This window comes from Shewanella sp. DAU305 (assembly GCF_026802235.1).
GTDB classification, from domain to species: domain Bacteria; phylum Pseudomonadota; class Gammaproteobacteria; order Enterobacterales; family Shewanellaceae; genus Shewanella; species Shewanella baltica.
In genome coordinates, this window is sequence record NZ_CP113808.1 from 4,492,398 (window position 1) to 4,511,189 (window position 18,792).

15 protein-coding genes are annotated in these 18,792 nt (G+C 45.1%); 4 read left to right on the plus strand and 11 right to left on the minus strand.

All coding sequences use genetic code 11. The annotated features are described in order from the left end of the window. Positions 1-11 precede the first annotated feature (11 nt). Both OX890_RS19065 and OX890_RS19070 read right to left on the minus strand, forming a co-directional pair. Positions 12-254 (minus strand): cupin domain-containing protein, encoded by a 243-nt coding sequence (locus OX890_RS19065; RefSeq protein WP_268650627.1) that lies wholly within the window; start codon positions 252-254, stop codon positions 12-14. Between the two features lie 207 nt (positions 255-461). Continuing rightward, a complete protein-coding gene (locus OX890_RS19070; protein ID WP_259522521.1) occupies positions 462-590 on the minus strand; it encodes a cupin in 129 nt (42 codons plus the stop codon). A gap of 180 nt (positions 591-770) precedes the next feature. Between OX890_RS19070 and OX890_RS19075 the strand changes: the two genes are divergently transcribed. Further along, positions 771-3,287 (plus strand): toxin-antitoxin system YwqK family antitoxin, encoded by a 2,517-nt coding sequence (locus tag OX890_RS19075; protein ID WP_268649745.1) that lies wholly within the window; start codon positions 771-773, stop codon positions 3,285-3,287. A 156-nt stretch (positions 3,288-3,443) separates the two neighbouring features. On the opposite strand, the gene OX890_RS19080 is transcribed toward OX890_RS19075, so the two are convergent. Both OX890_RS19080 and OX890_RS19085 read right to left on the minus strand, forming a co-directional pair. Next, a complete protein-coding gene (locus OX890_RS19080) occupies positions 3,444-3,818 on the minus strand; it encodes a PH domain-containing protein (RefSeq protein WP_006084057.1) in 375 nt (124 codons plus the stop codon). A gap of 200 nt (positions 3,819-4,018) precedes the next feature. Then, positions 4,019-5,935, minus strand: a complete 1,917-nt coding sequence (locus OX890_RS19085; RefSeq protein WP_126492699.1) for a peptidase U32 family protein — start codon at positions 5,933-5,935, stop codon at positions 4,019-4,021. Between the two features lie 216 nt (positions 5,936-6,151). Between OX890_RS19085 and rluA the strand changes: the two genes are divergently transcribed. From rluA to OX890_RS19100, 3 genes are all read left to right on the plus strand, one after another. Then, positions 6,152-6,829 carry a bifunctional tRNA pseudouridine(32) synthase/23S rRNA pseudouridine(746) synthase RluA gene (rluA, locus tag OX890_RS19090; RefSeq protein WP_268649746.1) on the plus strand — a complete coding sequence of 226 codons (678 nt, stop codon included), beginning with the start codon at positions 6,152-6,154 and terminating at the stop codon, positions 6,827-6,829. Positions 6,830-6,924: 95 nt separating this feature from the next. Further along, on the plus strand, positions 6,925-7,386 hold the full coding sequence (gene asnC / locus OX890_RS19095; RefSeq protein WP_006080290.1) for a transcriptional regulator AsnC: 462 nt from the start codon (positions 6,925-6,927) through the stop codon (positions 7,384-7,386). A gap of 206 nt (positions 7,387-7,592) precedes the next feature. Then, positions 7,593-12,047: a rhombosortase-dependent M36 family metallopeptidase gene (locus OX890_RS19100; protein WP_268649747.1), complete on the plus strand. Its 4,455-nt coding sequence runs from the start codon at positions 7,593-7,595 to the stop codon at positions 12,045-12,047. Positions 12,048-12,118: 71 nt separating this feature from the next. Here OX890_RS19100 and OX890_RS19105 read toward each other — a convergent pair whose 3' ends face one another. The 7 genes from OX890_RS19105 to OX890_RS19135 form a co-directional block, all read right to left on the minus strand. Further along, on the minus strand, positions 12,119-12,631 hold the full coding sequence (locus tag OX890_RS19105; RefSeq protein ID WP_126492701.1) for a hypothetical protein: 513 nt from the start codon (positions 12,629-12,631) through the stop codon (positions 12,119-12,121). A gap of 418 nt (positions 12,632-13,049) precedes the next feature. Continuing rightward, entirely contained in the window at positions 13,050-13,820 is a 771-nt protein-coding gene (locus tag OX890_RS19110) for an ABC transporter permease (RefSeq protein ID WP_006080287.1), read from the minus strand. Beyond that, positions 13,817-14,755, minus strand: a complete 939-nt coding sequence (locus OX890_RS19115; RefSeq protein ID WP_268649748.1) for an ABC transporter ATP-binding protein — start codon at positions 14,753-14,755, stop codon at positions 13,817-13,819. Before OX890_RS19115 ends, OX890_RS19110 begins: the two co-directional genes overlap by 4 nt. Before the next feature lie 206 nt (positions 14,756-14,961). Beyond that, the gene (gene hpt, locus OX890_RS19120) at positions 14,962-15,492 is read right to left on the minus strand and encodes a hypoxanthine phosphoribosyltransferase (protein ID WP_011845844.1); all 531 of its coding nucleotides are present in this window, start codon (positions 15,490-15,492) and stop codon (positions 14,962-14,964) included. Positions 15,493-15,499: 7 nt separating this feature from the next. Beyond that, positions 15,500-16,159, minus strand: coding sequence for a flavin prenyltransferase UbiX (locus OX890_RS19125; RefSeq protein ID WP_006080284.1), 660 nt, complete (start codon positions 16,157-16,159; stop codon positions 15,500-15,502). Between the two features lies 1 nt (position 16,160). Next, positions 16,161-17,552 (minus strand): UDP-N-acetylmuramate:L-alanyl-gamma-D-glutamyl-meso-diaminopimelate ligase, encoded by a 1,392-nt coding sequence (gene mpl, locus OX890_RS19130; protein ID WP_268649749.1) that lies wholly within the window; start codon positions 17,550-17,552, stop codon positions 16,161-16,163. Positions 17,553-17,998: 446 nt separating this feature from the next. Next, positions 17,999-18,637 (minus strand): hypothetical protein, encoded by a 639-nt coding sequence (locus OX890_RS19135; protein WP_063883553.1) that lies wholly within the window; start codon positions 18,635-18,637, stop codon positions 17,999-18,001. Positions 18,638-18,792: the final 155 nt, after the last annotated feature.

Sequence of the window (18,792 nt, forward strand, 5' to 3'; positions counted from 1 at the left end):
GACTGCCCTCATCAATCGTAAAATACCGCGAGCCATAGGGTTTCTGAGCTGTTAGAAGTCGAAGCAACGCGGTGTTTTTGATGGGGCACAATCGTTAAGTAATCACCAGGGGTTAGCGTAACGGGTTCATCTTGTTCAAATTCAAGCGTCGCCTCCCCTTTAAGTAACATCACCCATTCATGTTGAGTTTGATCGTACCATTGAGCATCGGGTAGATACCCAAACCACCTGAAGATGCAGGATTCAGCGGGAATTTAACGCACTTTAGGCAAGGCGGCTATTTGCAGACCTAGTGGACTAAGTTAAAAATAGCCAACACGGCATAAAGTGCGTTAAAACCCGCCGGGACGGAGCGCTTAGGGCACTCCACTTCCGTGTTGCATCAATTCAGAAGGTGGCCGACATTCTGTCATTGATGCGCCTTGAATTGAAGCACCCTAAGCGCTCTGAAACTCGTATCTTCAGGTAGCTTGGGTATATTGCCCATTAGAAACGATGCGCTCTATGGTCACAATGTCATTACCCGCCAGTTTTTCAAACACTTCCGCCGATAAATCAGTGGGTAATTTTGCAAAAAAGTTATCAAGCATTTTGTGTTTATTCCTCTGCTTTTATTCGCTCTCTCTGCTGATTAAACTGTATTTTTAACAATCAAACATTGAGAAACGAAACCATTAACCGCTATGATATGCGCACTGAAATACTCAAGGGCCATGAGTATCCATCAGATAAGCTTATTGTTTTACATATGGATATGGAGATCTCCCCCAATGTCGTTGTTTCGCGCATTAAAAGCCAAATTATTTCCCTCAAGCCAAACTAGCCGCGATCCAAAAGACATTCATCTTCAAACTGAACCACAAGCACCCAGCCAAGAACAAAAGCAAACGCAGGAGCCGTTTGTCACTGCGCCGCTATTCCAGCGTCACTTCAGCTTAAAAATCCATGCGACAAAGGCAGACGCGACCGCTTGTGAAGAAAATGCCAACCACAGCTTAACTCTCTATCACTACGATACGCCCCAAGTCATAGAACTCTTAGGCTGGGAAAATGCCAATGAATGCTGTGACTTTCACCAAACCGAATTCGACCGCCTCGAAATCGGCAATCAATCCCCTTTTCCCGAGCAACACTTTTGGCTCGGCAAAGACAAAGTCTGCAGTATCATCCCCAAAAAGAGCGACTTAGTAAAAGAGTTGTGGCAGGTTGAACTTAATAATCTAGAGGCTTTATTGATAAGCCACTTTACGCTCGATGCAGACAATATAGTACAAGGTGACATTCAAGATTACGCCAGTTTAACAGGCCAACTGCATCGCACTTACCATCAACTCACTGCTGAAGACGGCGCGGGTATGCTGAGAATTATCACCCAAAGCCCAGGACTCACCCAAGCCGTCGATTCAAATTACTTTGGCGAGCGTAATGGGATTTCGCGCCAATTCGACGCCCTAGGGACACTGCTTTTTGAAGGCCACTTTGTTAATGACCTACAACTCGGCAAACAAACATGGTACGACCATGAGGGCAAGAAAACGCAAAGTGAAGATCGCCACGCGAATGGCATGTATGTCACCCGTTATCATACGAATGGCAAAATAAGAGAAACCGCCGAACTCGACCGCAGTGGCAACTATATCAACAACTTGGCGCGTTTCTACGAATCGGGGAATTTATGGCTTAACCGCCCTATGGTGGCGAATAAAATCCACGGCATTGAGTATATGTACTACGAATGTGGCGCCCTACAAGCCGAAATTACTCATGAGCATGGCCATATAGTGCAAGAGTTTTGGTTTCACACCAATGGCTTGATCAAGCAAACTATCTTCATTAATGACATGGGTAAAAGCGTCGAAACCTTCTACGAAAGCGGTCATATCGCATGGCGAGAGCAGTTCAATCCTGAAGGTTTGATTGAAGGGGAGCGTAAAGAGTGGCATCCAAATGGCAAGCTCGCCAAACAACTCAACTTCAATAACGGTATTGCCCACGGCGACCGAGAAAAATGGTATGCCAATGGTCAGCTCGAAGAGAAAATTCCCTTCGAGAATGGCAAAGAACAAGGTACAGCTTATTGGTACCATGACAATGGCCAACTCGCCCTTGAGATCTACCTTGAAAAGGGACTCAGAGAAGGTCTGTTTAAAAGCTATTACAAAAGCGGCGTGCTTTCGGGCGAAGGCCAATACCAAAATAATCTCTCGGTAGCGCCCTTTATCGAATACTACGAAAACCAGCAAATTCAAATGTATTTACCGCACACCCAAGGCAACCGTGACGGTACAGCCCGCTGGTTTTACCAAGATGGCACCATTCGCACTATCTCTGAGTATGAAGTGCGCGACGGCCAAGGCTACCTCAGAGAATCCAGCTTTTATAACAAAAAGGGGATCCTCGAATCCTATCAGAGCCACTCGAATACCCGCTGCGGCTATCATCTTGAGAATAATCAAAGGGAATACTATCAAGACGGTATTGCCGACACTCGCATAGAATACTATGAAGATGGCGCCATTCGCTGGTTACTCACCCGTACGCAAGGGGATTTATTTAGCTCTAAATCCTTATCACCTCAAGGTTTAATCTTAGAAACTGGCACAATCCAAATTATCGATGGCCGTTACCTCGATATCGGCCATTGGCAGCGTTTTACGCCCCAAGGACAAGTGTATCGTGAAGTCTGGCTAGATGAAGAAGGCCAACTTATAGAAAGTCGTCACTACTTTGATGTTAATCAGCCTCTATCGACTCAAGAAGATGACGAAGCAGAATGGGATAACGCAGAGCCCCGTAATTATGGCTATGATAATTGCGACATCAGTGACTATGATGAAAGCGAAGACGAGAGCGATGACTTTGATTATGATCGTGCTGATTGGGAAAATGACGGGCTAAACCAGCGTTCAGACAACAGTGAACACAGTGCTAGCCATAGCAGCAATAGCGCATATTTGTCCCGCAACAAGTATCACAGACTCAATGGCGATACCACAGCGAAACAAGCACAAACACAAGCCGCAGCGGATGTCGACGCCAAAGAGCCGATATTGTCTTACCACTTAAAATTTGACGACGAAAGTAAGCTTTATTCAATGAAGCGCTATCATCCCAATAGCCACATTGCCGAAGAAGGTAATTTACAGATCCAAGGAGAAGAACAATTCTGGGTCGGTATCCACAATCAATACGACGAGCAAGGTAAGCTCAAACTCTCCGAAACCTACACTATGGCAGGAGAGCCGATAGAGCATACCACCAGCACGAGTGCGATATTATTAAATTAATCAAATTGATATGGATAATTTCAGTACCAATAGGTATGAAGGGTGAGTATAGATAATCCGGTAAGCCCTGATTTAACTTGGCTTACCTTATTTGTCTTACTTACCTTAATCGCCAGCTCGATAGAAGTAATGGAAATCTAGTCGCAAGACTAAAAACTAAAGTGCAAAAGTGGCGATGGTCTTTTGAATACCGACAACATCCGTGCCACGTTTAAGCTCTTTTACTAAAGGCTCACTCTGGCCTGAGATCCAGATTTTGAGCTCGGCATCCATATCAAAATGGCCTGTGGTTTCCACTTCAAAATGGGTAATGGATTTATACGGTATGGAATGGTAAGTAACCTTCTTGCCAGTAAGCCCCTGCTTATCAATTAAGATCAGACGTTTATTGGTGAAAATAAATAAATCGCGGATCACTTTGTAGGCGAGTTTTAATTCTTCTTGAATGCCCATGATAGGCCTTAATTCCTCGGCCAATTCCTGTAAATCAACCTCAGAAGCATTACCGAGTAAACCGTCTAACAATCCCATTTTAATATCCCTTATTATTAATATTATTTTCAATAAGATATCCGCTGATCGTCGCATGTGCAATATCGGGCTTTGATGAAAATATGGGAGTAGCTATGGTGAGAACAACATCAATGATAGGTAGGCAGATGTAGGTGCACAGATGCTAGCTGAATGGGTGTTAGGAGCATTGCACTGGGCAATGCTCCTAATGACAAGTGTTAAAGGTGTTTCTGGCCTCGCACTTGACGGTTTTCACCGACCACCATCATTTCGCATTTAGGACAGTCGAATACCAACTTGAGCACATCGTTACCGATTTCAAGCACCATAGGATCGGCCTTGATGCCTGGTACTTCCTTCGGACACAGATTGAAGTTAAACCGCAGACAATGCTTAGTGATCATCAATGGCACGTCTTCAGTGACGCCGTTTTTCTCATAGGTATCTTGGATCTCAATCACGCCGTGACGTTGATAAAAATCCTTGGCCTTTTCGTTGGCTACGTTACCTAAGTAACTCAAATGCTTGACGGGATACACTGCATCTTGATTATGTTTCCACGGCAGTGGACGCACATAACCTTGTATACGTGCAGCCTCTAAGGCGGCCACGCCATCACGACGCAGGCCATTGAGCACAGACACTGGCAAGAACCAGGCTTGCGCCGTATCGATACTGATACTGCGGGCAACAAAGTCGGTGCTACCGAGCTTAGCCAGCTGAGTGCGGGTATTTTGTAAGGTCTTGTCGACATCTGTCGCAGGCGTCTTCTCGACCACTAAATTGACTGTGGCGCTTAGGCCATAGATATCGGTCAAGGTCAGCGCCAGTCCGTCTTGAGTGTCGCTCAAACGTAAATCGACGCCGATAATCCGCTTAGAAGATTCTTTCGATAACAGTGCTTCGAAGGCTTGGTTATGGTTACGGTATAAAGTCATGCCGACTTTTAAATCTCGCGGCACCTGCAATATATGCAGTTTTAAGCCTTCGGCGCGGTTAACCCGCAGTCCTTGCAACTTGTCATCCGATTGTTTTGCCATGGCAAAATTCGCAGGGAAGAACGCTAAGCCATCGCCGTTATTAAACTCATGGGTTGAGCTCACTTGGATAAAGTCTTTGCCTATGCTGACCACTTTACCGACTTCTTCGCCTATGTATTTTGGCGAGCGGAAATCTTTAATCCCTTGGCTACGTTCGTTAACAAAGTAATCTGTGCTGCCACGGTTAAAGGTCTTTTCAGGATCGGGGATAAAGGAATGTTCACAGCGGCCGTGGGACGAAGCCTTAAACTCAGGACGACGCGCCATAATCGCATCCAGCTTTTGGCGATAATGTGCGGTGACGTTTTTAACGTAACTTAAATCTTTTAAGCGACCTTCAATCTTAAACGAGCGAATGCCCGCATCGATGAGCGCTTCAAGGTTTTCAGTTTGGTTATTGTCTTTTAAAGACAATAAATGTTCGTTCTGCGCTAACACGTCGCCTTGACGGGTTTTAAGATTACCCGGCAGACGACACATTTGCGAGCATTCACCGCGGTTAGCACTGCGGTTACTAAAGGAATGACTCAAGTTACACAAACCACTGTAAGCCACACACAGAGCTCCGTGGATAAAGAATTCGAGCTGCATATTAGTATGCGCGGCCACATCACGGATTTGGCTCAAGCCTAATTCGCGGGCGAGCACCACCTGAGAAAAACCAACTTGCTCTAAGAACGCCACTTTTTCTGGGCTGCGATTATCCATTTGTGTACTGGCATGCAGGGCAATCGGCGGCAAATTGAGTTGCAATACACCCATGTCCTGCACAATCAGCGCATCGGCACCGGCTTCGTACAATTGCCAAATGAGTTTTTCGGCGTCGGCCAGTTCGTTATCCATCAAAATGGTATTGAGGGCGACGAATACCTGAGCATGATATTGATGAGCATAAGTACACAGGCGCGCGATATCTTCAACACTGTTACCAGCCGTTGCCCGCGCACCGAATGCGGGCCCCCCTATGTATACCGCATCGGCACCATGGCGTATGGCTTCTATACCGTAGTCAGCATTTTTTGCAGGCGCCAATAACTCAAGGCGGTTATGGACGTGAGAAAGATTCTCGGGAGTGTATATCTCTGGCTGGCTCATGGCTTCAAAGGCTCAACAGGGTCGTTAACAAAAAAGAGCGTAATTATAGCAAGAACTTAAATCCAGCTCTATCAGCAAATCATCAACTAATACGCTTTACTTCGACGCTTTAGTTATCTCAGAAAGGTTCATGCCACAGGCAATCTTTGGGCGTCGCACTTGCACCCTCAAGCCTAGCAGAGTATCTTTGCGGCGCATTGACGAATAGGCCTCATTATGACTGATTTTATTTACCAACCACCGACAACTCCTTGGCTCGATATTCTTTATCAAGATAAAGACATTATCGTCATAAACAAACCTTCGGGATTGTTGTCTGTGCCCGGTCGCTCCCCCGCCCATTACGACAGTGTCTATGCTCGGGTAAAAGCTGAACATCCCCATAGCCAAATCGTTCACCGCCTCGATATGGCGACCTCAGGCGTGATCGTTGTCGCCCTTATTCGTAGCGCTGAACGTGAATTAAAACGTCAATTCCACGATAGAGAAACCAGCAAGACCTACTTTGCAAGGGTCGCTGGCCATGTCAAAAATGATACGGGTAGTATTGATTATCCGCTGATCTGCGACTGGCCGAATCGCCCAAAACAGAAAGTCGATCATCTTGTGGGCAAACCGTCGTTGACTCACTACCAAGTAATAAGTCGTGCCAAACGCTCGACGCTGGTGAAACTCACGCCAATCACTGGCCGCTCACACCAATTGCGCGTGCATATGATGGCGCTGGGTCATCCGATCTTAGGTGATGGTTTTTATGCCGATCCACTAGCCAAATCCTTAGCACCACGCCTATTACTGCATGCGGCAGAGCTCACCATCAAACATCCTTACACGGGTGTCAGTATGACTTTTAGCGCAGAAGTGCCTTTTTGTGAGCCTTTGGGCGAACAATGATCACTAAAATCAACTAAGACGGGCAAAATCGGTAGCAATTCCACATAAAAAAACGTAACTTTATGACAATTCATTACGTTATAGAGAGTTTATTTATGGATACCGCATTTCAGCGCGATCAACTCGATAATCATATCCTCGAAGCCCTAATGCAGGATGCCCGCACGCCCTTTGCCGAACTCGCTAAACGCTTTAGCGTTAGCGCTGGCACTATCCATGTTCGGGTAGAAAAAATGAAGCAAGCGGGGATCATCACAGGCGCGCAGATCACAGTAAACCCTAAAGCCTTAGGTTATGACGTCTGCTGTTTTATCGGTATCAATCTTAAAAGTGCTGGTGATTACCCCGCCGCCATAGCCAAACTCAACGCCCTCGAAGAAGTCGTCGAAGCCTATTACACCACAGGCAACTACAGTATTTTCGTAAAGGTAATGTGCCAGTCCATCGATGGTTTACAGCACGTACTCATCAATCGCATTCAATCGATTGATGAAATCCAGTCAACAGAAACCTTAATCAGCCTACAAAACCCAATAGTCAGAGCGGTTAAGCCTTAAACAGGAAAAACAGTAAATCCACCATAAATAATGTGCCGACCCATAAAATGTGACATAGGTCTTTTTTCAACCGAAAGTGTTAACTGAGTGATAAAACTGTGTTACAACTTCATTGCTAAAATCAAAGATTGCAGCATAACTATAACAATCAAGCTAAATGCACGTTCCCTATAGTGCTGAAAGCATTAATTGACAAGGAAGAAGTTGTGAAGACAAAACTATCGATCGCCATATCAGCGGCGCTGCTTTCAGCTGCCGCCAATGCAGACAACAATACACTCAGTATCAACCAAATCTCAAATAACCTCACTAACAATCAACAAACTCAAGCCGCTAACTCAGTCAGCGGTATGAAAGACCAGTATGATGTCCAAACTGGCACTGCGACTTTTCAATGGGCAAAATCTGGTCAAAGAACCCCAGATATGGGTGCCTTAGATGCTAAGTACAAACTCACTTTTGCTGCGGATTATTACCTCAATCAAGTAACTGGATTATCAACAAGCAAGAACACTAGTTTAAAGCCAATATTAGCAAGCCTACACGATACTGGCCGCGGAGCTATGATTGCAAAATATCAGCAGGAATATCAAGGTGTTGAAGTATTTAACAGCAGTTTCAATGTTTTAATGAATCGTGAATTTAATTTAGTCGCAACTTCTGGCAGCTTACTACCCGCGAGCACTGCCAATGTCACTGAATTGAAAGGCATAAAAACAGATTTTAATGACCCCGCAAATGCAGTACAAGTTGCATCAAGAGCAATGGGCGTTGCCGATGTGAGCATCAGTGCGACGTCTAAGATTGGTAAATATCAGTCCTTTAATGTAGCCGCGTCTAATAGTTCAAAAATGCTTAAGGGGGAACCTAGAGCTAAACCGGTATTTTTTGAATTAAAGGGCTCACTTGTTCCTGCGCATTATGTCGAAATTGAAGTCGCCGACAATGAAAGTGTGGATTCTGAATTCTATTCTTTTGTCATTAGTGATGTAGATAACAAAGTTTTATTTAAACATAATCTTACCGCACAGGAAGCTGCATTCAATTACCGTATATACGCTGACGAACAAGGTATTCCATGGGATGGGCCTCATGGTAATGTTGTCCCAGCTGAGAGCAAAGACCAAGTCGATGCGACTGAATATTTAGATGCTCCTATGGTTACTATCACTTCAGGCCCTATCAGCACAATGGACCCTTGGTTAGCAGAAGAGGCTACAACAACCTCTGGTAATAACGTATTTGCTTACGTGGACGCCCTTGCTCCAGATGGCTTTACCAACGGCGACTTTACAGCTGAGATCACCAGCGATAAAACCTTCGACTACAAATACAATACAACTCAAGCTGAAAGCTCAGTTAATAACCGTAAGGCATCGATCGTTAACTTGTTCTACATGAACAACTATCTACATGATTTGTTTTATGATCACGGTTTTGATGAAGCAGCGGGTAACGCTCAAGCTCAAAACTATGGTCGTGGCGGCGAAGAAGGTGATGCGATTAGGGCTGAAGTTCAAGACAACTCAGGCTTTAATAATGCCAACATGAGTACACCAGCTGATGGCCGATCACCTAGAATGCAAATGTATCTCTGGGATAGCAAAGATGCCGTGAACGGTGAAGACTATGGCGTTACAGTGACTTCTGATGCTGCTATAGGTTTGCTCGATTCAACACAGCGCGCCAGCTTTGGACAAGGTCAATTTGAAATCAGTGCCGATGTAGTTCGTTTGGTTGATGGAGTAGCTCCTGTTAACGATGGTTGCACTGCACCGACAAATGCAGCTGATTTAGCAGGAAAAATTGCCATTATCGATCGTGGTGTTTGTGGATTTACCGTTAAAGCTAAGTTTGCTCAGCAAGCAGGCGCTATTGGTGTTCTCATTGCGAATAACTCCGGCACTGTTGAACCGGCACCAATGGGTGGCAGTGACGATACAGTTAAAGTCCCAAGTATTGGTTTATCAAAAAATGATGGTGCACTGATTTATGCGCAACTCGATGCAGCTAAACCCGTCACTGTCACCATGTTCAATACTAAGCCATTTAAAGATAGCTCTTGGGATAATGCGATTGTTGCCCACGAATGGGGACACTACATCAGTAACCGTTTAGTAGGTAACTCATCAGGTCTAATCAACCAACAAGGCCGTTCGATGGGCGAAGGTTGGGGAGATTTCCATGCATTGTTAGTGATTTCTGAAGAAGATGATGCACTGATCCCTGGCAACGAGTTATTCCAGAAACCTTATGCTGCAATTACTTATGTTGCATCCTTCTTTAACGGCATACGTAACTACCCTTATAGTACTGATATGGAAGTCAACCCACTAACCTTCGGTAATGTTGAACTTGGAAAAGGAACTGGAGCTGATGTTAATGGTAATGCTGAAGTCCATGATGCGGGTGAACCTTGGGCCGCAATGCTTTGGGACTGTTATGTATCTTTAATCAACGACGAACGTTATAGCTTTGCCGAAGCTCGAAGTATGATGATGAACTACCTCGTTGCCGCTTATAAGATGACACCAATTGCGCCAACTTATACCGAGGCTCGTGACGCCTTACTTGCCGCAGCCTACGCAAATGAACCGAAAGACTATGAGCTGTTTGTAAAAGCCTTTGCTCGTCGCGGTATGGGTCTTGGTGCTGTATCACCCGCTCGCTACGATGCCAAACATCAAGGTGTTGTAGAATCATATAAAGCAGAACTATCTACTTTTGGGGTTAACAATCACACAGTCAATGCCGATTACGAAGGCTTGACAGTAGGTTATTGCAGTAAAGATGGCATTCTTGATAAAGGTGAGACCGGGACAGTTAGCTTCACAATAACTAACCGAGGCAGCAAAGCGTTTGAAGGACTCGAAGGTAAGGTTGAGGTTACAAGTGGCCAGAACATTACCTTTGCAAATGATGGCAAAGTCATGTTTGGCTCTCTAGACTTATTTGCTGAGGCGACAAGTATTCCTATTGAACTGACGCTCAATGAGGCTGCAACTGCAGATAGCGTAGTATTAAAACTGACGTTCCCAGCCTTAGATGAAGGAACTGAGGCTGATGAGTATAGCTTTACTACTACAGTAAACATGGACTTCAAAGATAAAGCGCCTATTAGCAATATGTCTGTAAGTGATATGGAGAATCAGGCAGGGTTAGTCGATTTTAAAGAGCACGTCATCAGCGGTGGTGATATGGCCAAAGGCACTGCGAAACTTGAAAGTGACTATGCAGACTACTTCCCAGTCGATACTCAATACCTTCGTATTGCCAACAACGGTTTCGCTTCAGACGTTGCTTACGAAACTAAGCCCGTAACTGTTGGCTATGGTGGCGACTTTAAAATTAGCTGGTTCCAATACTTTGAAATTGAAGAAAACTATGATGGTGGTGTAGTCGAAATCAGTATCAATGGAGGCGATTGGGCGGATGTAACACAAGTAGGTGGTGTATTTGAAGGCGCTGGCTATACAGGTGAACTGGCAGATCTACTTCCAGGACGTCAAGCCTTTACTGGCTTCATGGCGTTCCCAGGCGCGAATGAAACAGTGAACTTCGGTACTAAATTAAATGGTAACGAAGTTCGTTTCCGCTTCCGTATTGTTTCAGATACTAACTCGAATGAATTTGGTTGGATTGTCGATAACGCTACCTTCTCAAATATTGTAACGAGTGTGTTTAATGAACAAACGGCGGGCGATCTCAATGCATGTGATAACCGCGTACCTAATGTAGTTTTAGCTACAAGTGCATCAGAAGTAAAAGAAGGAGATGCCGTTAACATTAATGCAACAGCAATTGATGCTAACGCTAATGATGTCCTCACTTATACTTGGACACAAACCTCAGGAACGACTGCTACGCTGACAGGAGCCAATACAGCATCATTAAGTTTCAATGCACCAAGTGTTGACGCCAATGAGGTTTTAGAGTTCATGCTAACAGTGAATGATGGTACAGCGGATGTTGTTAGCACTGTATCTATCAAAGTAAATGATAATAATCGTCCAATCGTCACTTTGACTCCTAGCGCTACAGAAGTTAAAGAGGGTGCATCAATAAGCATCAATGCAACAGCAGTTGATGCAGATACTAGTGATACCCTTACTTACTCTTGGGCTCAAACCTCAGGTACTGCAGCGACACTGACAGGTGAAACCACTGCATCATTAAGCGTAACCGCACCACTGTTGGATTCCTCTGAGGTATTAGAATTTACACTAACCGTGAATGATGGTACTGACGATGTTGTAAGTACGGTGTCAATAACCGTAAACAATAATAGTCTTCCAACCGTTAATTTAACCCCTAGTGCAACCGAAGTTAAAGAAGGTGAAGCAGTTAGCATAAACGCTATAGCAGTTGATACTGACTCCAGTGATGTACTCACTTACTCTTGGACTCAAACGTCAGGAAATACAGTAACATTAACCAGTGCAAATTCGGCTTCGTTGAGCTTCACTGCGCCGCAAGTCAGTGCAACTGAAACACTCACGTTTGCCTTGACAGTAAATGATGGCATGGACGAAGTGGTAAGTACTGTGTCAATAAAAGTAAATGACATTCCAGTCGAAACACCGAGTAAATCTTCAGGTGGTAGTTTAGGTTGGCTATCATTCATCTTGTTACCTTTGGCAGCACTACGCCGCCGTAAATAATAAGATTAACCAAAATTAAAAAAGCCGCAATTTGCGGCTTTTTTATTATCTGTACTGATGCCCAACACTCTCTAAATAATGGGTGTTCTATCCATTGGACTATAATCAACTTCCAACTCAGCCTGACCAAACTCCTGCAGATGTTTAAGCACATCAAGCAATAAAATACGGCTATCGAGTGGGATCAGTCGATAGGTATTCTCGGCAATGTTATCAATGCTAAAACCAGGGGAGAATGTTGATAATGGCAACTGACTAACAAGTACTAACGAACCTTTTAGCTTTCCAAATACAGACATTTGCGTATCGTAAACCACGGTTCCTTTCACTAACTGATCCGTTGAGGTAGTAAACTGACGACCATTAAATTGATAACGATACAATTTATTTTTCTCAGTAGATGAATTAACACCTTTGGGTACTGGAGCTACTTTTTGCAGTGGATTTAATACAACATCTTGTGCGGGTGAAGTTGCAACCTTAGCACTATTATCTGAGAGGTTATCAGTGGCTACCGTTTCGTTTTTTGCATTAGTACAGCCAAATAAACAACTCACAACAAGCATATATAAAGTATTTCTCATACTTTTACCCTTAAAAACGACGAGCCGAGTTATAGATTTACCTTAACAAGTTCCTATGACAAATGAAGCAAAATAATGCCTAAACCAAAATTTACGTATAATACCAATCGTATTAAATATCTGTTCATTCAGCGGGAGTTCAACGCGCTTTAGACAAGGCGGAGGCTTGAAGGCATAGTGGTGCTCTGTCGAAAGCCTTGAACGCAGTATGAAGCGCGTTGAAACCCGCCCTTCGGGAGCCTCACAGGCATCCCACTCCGGTGTTGCATTGACTTAAAAGGGAATAACCATTTCTACGTCAATGCGCCTTGGATTGGGATGCCTGTGAGGCTCTGAACTGATTAGATATTTAATGTGATTGGTATAAAAAGGGCATTAAAATTTATGCCCTTCAAATCTCAATCTTAATTTTAAGCAGTTACGAACGTAACCCTATTCCGCGCGAGACTAAGTAATACGCTAAGGTCCACAGGGCGACACAGAAACCGATCATAATGGCGATTGACAATGGCACGCTGATATCGGCGAAGCCTAAAAAGCCATAGCGGAACACGTTGATCATATAGACAACAGGGTTGAGTGCCGACACGCCTTGCCAGAAAGGGGGCAAGAGTGAAAGGGAGTAAAATACGCCGCCGAGGTAAGTTAATGGGGTAAGCACAAAAGTGGGGATGATACTGATATCATCAAAACTTTTAGCAAAAACAGCGTTAATCAAGCCACCTAAGGAGAATAGCACTGAGGTTAAAAACACTGTCATTACCACTAAACCGGCATGATGCAAGCTAATGTCGACGAAGAACATGGCCACAAGCGTCACTATTAGGCCAACACACAAACCGCGCGCCACACCGCCACCAACATAGCCAGCAATCAACACATAATGGGGCACAGGAGCCACCATCAGCTCTTCTAAATTGCGTTGAAACTTAGCACTGTAGAATGAGCTCGCCACGTTCGAGTAAGAGTTAGTGATCACCGACATCATGATCAAACCAGGGGCGATAAACTCCATATAAGATACGCCGCCCATCTCTCCAATTCGGCTGCCGACTAAGTTACCAAAAATCAAAAAATACAAGGTCATGGTAATCGCAGGTGGCACTAAAGTCTGGATCCAAATTCGCGTAAAACGATTGATTTCTTTGCTTAAGATGCTTTTAAAGGCGATAAAGTAGAGCTGGTTCATGCAGAGGCTCCCTGAGTTTTCTTCACGAGTTCGACGAAGAGTTCTTCTAAGCGATTAGACTTGTTGCGCATCGATAGCACTTCTATATTGGCCGCACTTAATTGGCTAAAGACATCGTTGAGATTATGCTCTTTCACCACATCCACCTCTAAAGTATGAGGGTCGGTTAAGCGGCAAGTCATGCCATCGAGTACGGGTGCAGTAGCTGTATCCCTACGCAAATCAAGAATAAACGTCTCCATATTCAGCTTACTCAGCAACGCCTTCATGCTAGTGCATTCCACTAAAATACCTTTATCAATAATGCCGATATTACGGCAAAGCATTTCCGCTTCTTCGAGGTAATGGGTGGTCAGGATGATCGTCACGCCCTGCTGATTAATTTGTTTGAGAAACTCCCACATAGAGCGGCGTAGTTCAATATCCACACCTGCGGTAGGTTCATCTAAAATCAATAATTTAGGTTCGTGCATCAGGGCGCGAGCAATCATTAGCCGTCGCTTCATGCCACCAGATAATTCCCGCGACTGACTATTACGTTTTTCCCACAAATCCAATTGGCTTAGGTATTTTTTGGCACGCTCAAGGGCAACAGGCTTAGGCACACCATAGTAACCCGCTTGATTCACCACGATTTGCAGCACAGTTTCAAACTGGTTGAAGTTAAACTCTTGCGGCACTAAACCAATGCAGAGCTTGGCGTGTTCTAGCTGTTTATCAATATCATAATCAAAGACTTTGACCGTGCCTGAACTCTTCTGCACTAAGGAGCTGATAATACCAATCGTGGTGGATTTACCCGCACCATTGGGGCCGAGCAAGGCAAAGAAGTCCCCTTGATTGACGGTGAGGCTGATGCCTTTGACCGCTTCGACGCCGCCTTTATAGGTTTTTTTAAGCCCTTCGAGTACCAGAGCATGGGTAATATTCGCCATATTTGTACCGATCCTTACACATTAGAAAGTAATAAGATGGTGCTAAAAAACACAATTACAATGATGGGTTGCAGAACTAAAGCAAAAAATTAGCTAATCGATTGAAAAACCGATCTTTAATGGTTCAATTATTTATACTATTTTTTATATAACCGTAAAAAGCAAAACTCCCGCCTGCTGCGGGAGTTTTAAACGGTATCGGACACTTAATCGAGTGGCACGACTTTCGCGATGTAAGGTAGATTGCGATATTGCTCTGCATAATCAATACCATAACCCACGATAAACTCATCAGGGATAGTGAAACCGATAAAATCGACCTTCACATCCACTTCACGACGTTCAGGTTTATCCAGCAGGGTGCACAGTGCAAGGCTCTTAGGCTCGCGCAGTAACAGCATCTCGCGCACTTTGCTTAAGGTGTTACCTGAGTCAATCAAGTCTTCCACAATCAATACATCGCGACCGGCGATATCTGATTGCACATCTTTCAGCACTTTCACATCCCGTGAGCTGGTCATAGCATTGCCATAACTGGAAACCGACATAAAATCGATTTCAACATGGCCTTTAATTCGGCGACACAGGTCAGCCATAAAGACCACTGAGCCTTTTAACAAGCCTACCATCAGCAGACGTTCGCTGTGGGCATAATGGGCATTGATTAGCTCGGCCATTTGATCCAATTTCTGGCTTATCTCTTCTGCAGAGATCATCACTTCGGTGGTGTGTTTCATATAAGTCTCAATTGTCGAGGTCGCGGTTAGACTGTTTGTCATAACCCCAGCGACTCGTTAATGCATGGTCAACGCCCAAATGATCGAGAATTCGAGCGACCATGAAGTCTACCAGATCTTCAACCGATTTGGGATTGTGATAAAAACCGGGGGCAGCGGGCATAATGGTCGCGCCGAGGCGAGAAAGACTCAACATATGCTCTAAGTGTATGGCGCTAAAAGGAGTTTCCCTCGGCACTAGGATAAGTTGGCCGCGCTCTTTAATCACCACATCGGCGGCGCGTTCGAGTAAATTATTACTCATTCCTGTGGCTACAGCCGCTAACGTCCCCGTCGAGCAAGGGCAAATCACCATTTGTTTAGGTGCGGCGCTGCCCGATGCGGGCGGTGAAAACCACTCATCTTTGCCTAATACCACTAATTCGCCAGTAATAATCACGCCTTTTTCGTGCAGCAAAGCCAACAGCTGAGCATGGGCTTTGTCGCTGTTGGCGCTTAACTGCAAACCGTGTTCAGTCGCTAATACTACCCGAGCGGCACTGGAGATCATCAAAAACACTTGATAACCCGATACCAATAGACACTCGAGTAACTTAAGCCCATAAGGTGCACCCGAGGCACCTGTCCAAGCTAAGCTAATCGCCTTTGTCGACTTTGTGTAGCTCATCTTAAACCTGCTCTGCAGTTGAACGTAGCTCTAATGCGGCCAATAACTTCTTATGTAACCCGCCAAAGCCACCGTTACTCATCACCACTATGGTGTCACCCGCTTTGGACGTTGCCGCCACTTTGGCGACCACATCATCAATTTGATGCAACACAGTCACAGGGATCACCGCCGCTTCCATGGCTTCTTTCATATTCCAGTCGATGGTATCGGCTTGATATAAAAAGGCTTCATCGGCTTGCATCATAGAGAAAGCTAAAGTGTCTTTATGGACACCGCTCTTCATGGTGTTTGAGCGCGGCTCGAGTACCACAGTAATCTTGCTCTGACCGACCTTAGCCCGCATGCCTTTTAACGTGGTCGCAATCGCCGTTGGATGGTGGGCAAAGTCGTCGTATACGCTCACACCGTTAACGGTTCCGAGTAATTCGAGTCGACGTTTAGGTGGCATAAACTTAGCTAAGGCTTCAATTGCAGCACTCGGCTTAACGCCCACGTGACGCGCAGCAGCAATGGCCATCATGGCGTTTTCAATATTGTGCTGACCAATCAAATCCCATTCGAGAATGCCTTGGGACTCACCATCAAAAAACACTTCAAAGCGATGGCAATCATCACTTAAGGCTTTGCCATACCAACCGCTGATCGATTCAGCTAAATGATAGTTTTCCTGCTCACTCCAGCAACCCATATCAATCGTTTGCTTAACGGCATGGGAATCGGCTGGCCAAACGATCTTTCCTTCGCCAGGTACAGTGCGAACTAAATGATTAAACTGTTTTTGAATCGCGGCCAGATCGGCAAAAATATCGGCATGATCGAACTCAAGATTGTTGATCACTAAGGTACGTGGATGATAATGCACGAATTTCGAACGTTTATCGAAGAAGGCACTGTCGTATTCATCGGCCTCAACCACAAAAAAAGCCGTCTTGCCTAAACGCGCCGACACACCAAAGTTTTGCGGTACGCCACCGATTAAGAACCCAGGCTCATAACCGCAATCATCTAAAATCCAAGCTAACATACTAGAAGTCGAGGTTTTACCGTGAGTACCAGACACTGCCAGTACCCAACGCTCAGGCAAAATATGATCGGCTAAAAACTGCGGGCCAGAGGTATAAGGGATGCCAATGTTCAACACGGCTTCCACGCAAGGATTACCACGGCTCATGGCATTACCAATGACAACTAAGTCAGGATAATGCCCTGCTTCACCCAGCTGGCTGGGATCAAAACCTTGAATAAGCTCAATGCCTTGGTCCTCTAGTTGCGTGCTCATTGGAGGATAGACATTGGCATCCGAGCCCGTCACTCTGTGCCCTTTTGCCCTAGCCAATAACGCTAGACCACCCATGAAGGTTCCACAAATTCCTAAAATATGTACGTGCATACCGCTCGCTCTGATGTGTTGAATTCAACGTCATTCTAATGCATCGAGCGACAGATTGGCAGGTAACAATCGGCGAAAAGCCCTGCAATCATCAATGGCAGTTTTTTAATCCATGGATTTCACATTCGAGTTGCAGAACTGAGATTTTTAGATAACAGGTCAACTAACACAAGGCCGAAAACTGTTGCAATGCAGGGTACTATACCCAAAAAACCTGAAGATGCAGGATTCAGCGGGAGTTTAACGCACTTTAGGCAAGGCGGTTATTTGCAGACCTAGCGGGCTAAGTTAAAAATAACCAACGCAGCATAAAGTGCGTTAAAACCCGCCGGAACGGAGCGCCTAGGCTGCTTCACTTCCGTGTTGCATCAATTCAAAAGGTGGCCGCATTCTGTCATTGATGCGCCTTGAATTGAAGCAGCCTAGGCGCTCTGAAACTCGTATCTTCAGGTTGCTTGGGTATAGCGTAAGTCTCGATAGAGTTGAGCGTGCTGGCTACGGTGACGACTAAATAAGAATTGACGTAACGCTTCACGCTCTTCGGTTTCAGCCTGAAACTTAACGAAGGCCAGACCTTTCTCGCTACGAATAGGCTCTATATCGACGCGCATAGTCTCGCCATTAGGCAGTTGTAATTGCAGATCTTTACTGCCTAACAATTGCTTAAATTGCTGCTGCGATTTAGCGCGAATAGCCATGCCGGAACTGGATAACGAGGCAACTGACCATTGCTCACCTTGATCGTGGTCGAATATCCATACATCATCGGCTTGGGTTAACCGCCAACTGCGCTCCACTCCCGAAGCATCGAGCACTTCAGGCACGCCTAAAGTGGGTTGAAACTGTCCAAAGTCATCCACTTTCATCAGTAGCGGAAACCAGAGTTTATAGGGCCCGACTTCGGCTAATAGAGTGAGTTTTGCCTTACCGAGAATCGAAGCGATAACTTGTGGCACTTCAGTTGTGACTGTGAGCACATGATTGACCAGGGGATCGTTAGTCAAGGCAGTGCCCACACGAGTCGGCGAAAAAAGTTCGCTAAAACAAGCAAGCTCCTCCGCGGATAATCGAGGTTCATCCATCATGATACGTCCTCCCAAGTTAAATTCCTTATCCCAAAAAGTACCACCAAAGTATGGGATTGTACATTTTTACACCAAAACAGTGGCAAAAAACGGAATATAGGCTAGCAAGGCTAAATTCAAGACTCTATTAGCCATTTGCGCTATTTAACTTGGAA

What these genes read in the sequence shown, in the direction of transcription:
- OX890_RS19070 (WP_259522521.1), bottom strand. Translation starts at nt 590, where the DNA reads ATGCTTGATAACTTTTTTGCAAAATTACCCACTGATTTATCGGCGGAA.
- OX890_RS19075 (WP_268649745.1), top strand. Translation starts at nt 771, where the DNA reads ATGTCGTTGTTTCGCGCATTAAAAGCCAAATTATTTCCCTCAAGCCAA.
- OX890_RS19080 (WP_006084057.1), bottom strand. Translation starts at nt 3,818, where the DNA reads ATGGGATTGTTAGACGGTTTACTCGGTAATGCTTCTGAGGTTGATTTA.
- OX890_RS19085 (WP_126492699.1), bottom strand. Translation starts at nt 5,935, where the DNA reads ATGAGCCAGCCAGAGATATACACTCCCGAGAATCTTTCTCACGTCCAT.
- rluA (WP_268649746.1), top strand. Translation starts at nt 6,152, where the DNA reads ATGACTGATTTTATTTACCAACCACCGACAACTCCTTGGCTCGATATT.
- asnC (WP_006080290.1), top strand. Translation starts at nt 6,925, where the DNA reads ATGGATACCGCATTTCAGCGCGATCAACTCGATAATCATATCCTCGAA.
- OX890_RS19105 (WP_126492701.1), bottom strand. Translation starts at nt 12,631, where the DNA reads ATGAGAAATACTTTATATATGCTTGTTGTGAGTTGTTTATTTGGCTGT.
- OX890_RS19110 (WP_006080287.1), bottom strand. Translation starts at nt 13,820, where the DNA reads ATGAACCAGCTCTACTTTATCGCCTTTAAAAGCATCTTAAGCAAAGAA.
- OX890_RS19115 (WP_268649748.1), bottom strand. Translation starts at nt 14,755, where the DNA reads ATGGCGAATATTACCCATGCTCTGGTACTCGAAGGGCTTAAAAAAACC.
- hpt (WP_011845844.1), bottom strand. Translation starts at nt 15,492, where the DNA reads ATGAAACACACCACCGAAGTGATGATCTCTGCAGAAGAGATAAGCCAG.
- OX890_RS19125 (WP_006080284.1), bottom strand. Translation starts at nt 16,159, where the DNA reads ATGAGCTACACAAAGTCGACAAAGGCGATTAGCTTAGCTTGGACAGGT.
- mpl (WP_268649749.1), bottom strand. Translation starts at nt 17,552, where the DNA reads ATGCACGTACATATTTTAGGAATTTGTGGAACCTTCATGGGTGGTCTA.
- OX890_RS19135 (WP_063883553.1), bottom strand. Translation starts at nt 18,637, where the DNA reads ATGATGGATGAACCTCGATTATCCGCGGAGGAGCTTGCTTGTTTTAGC.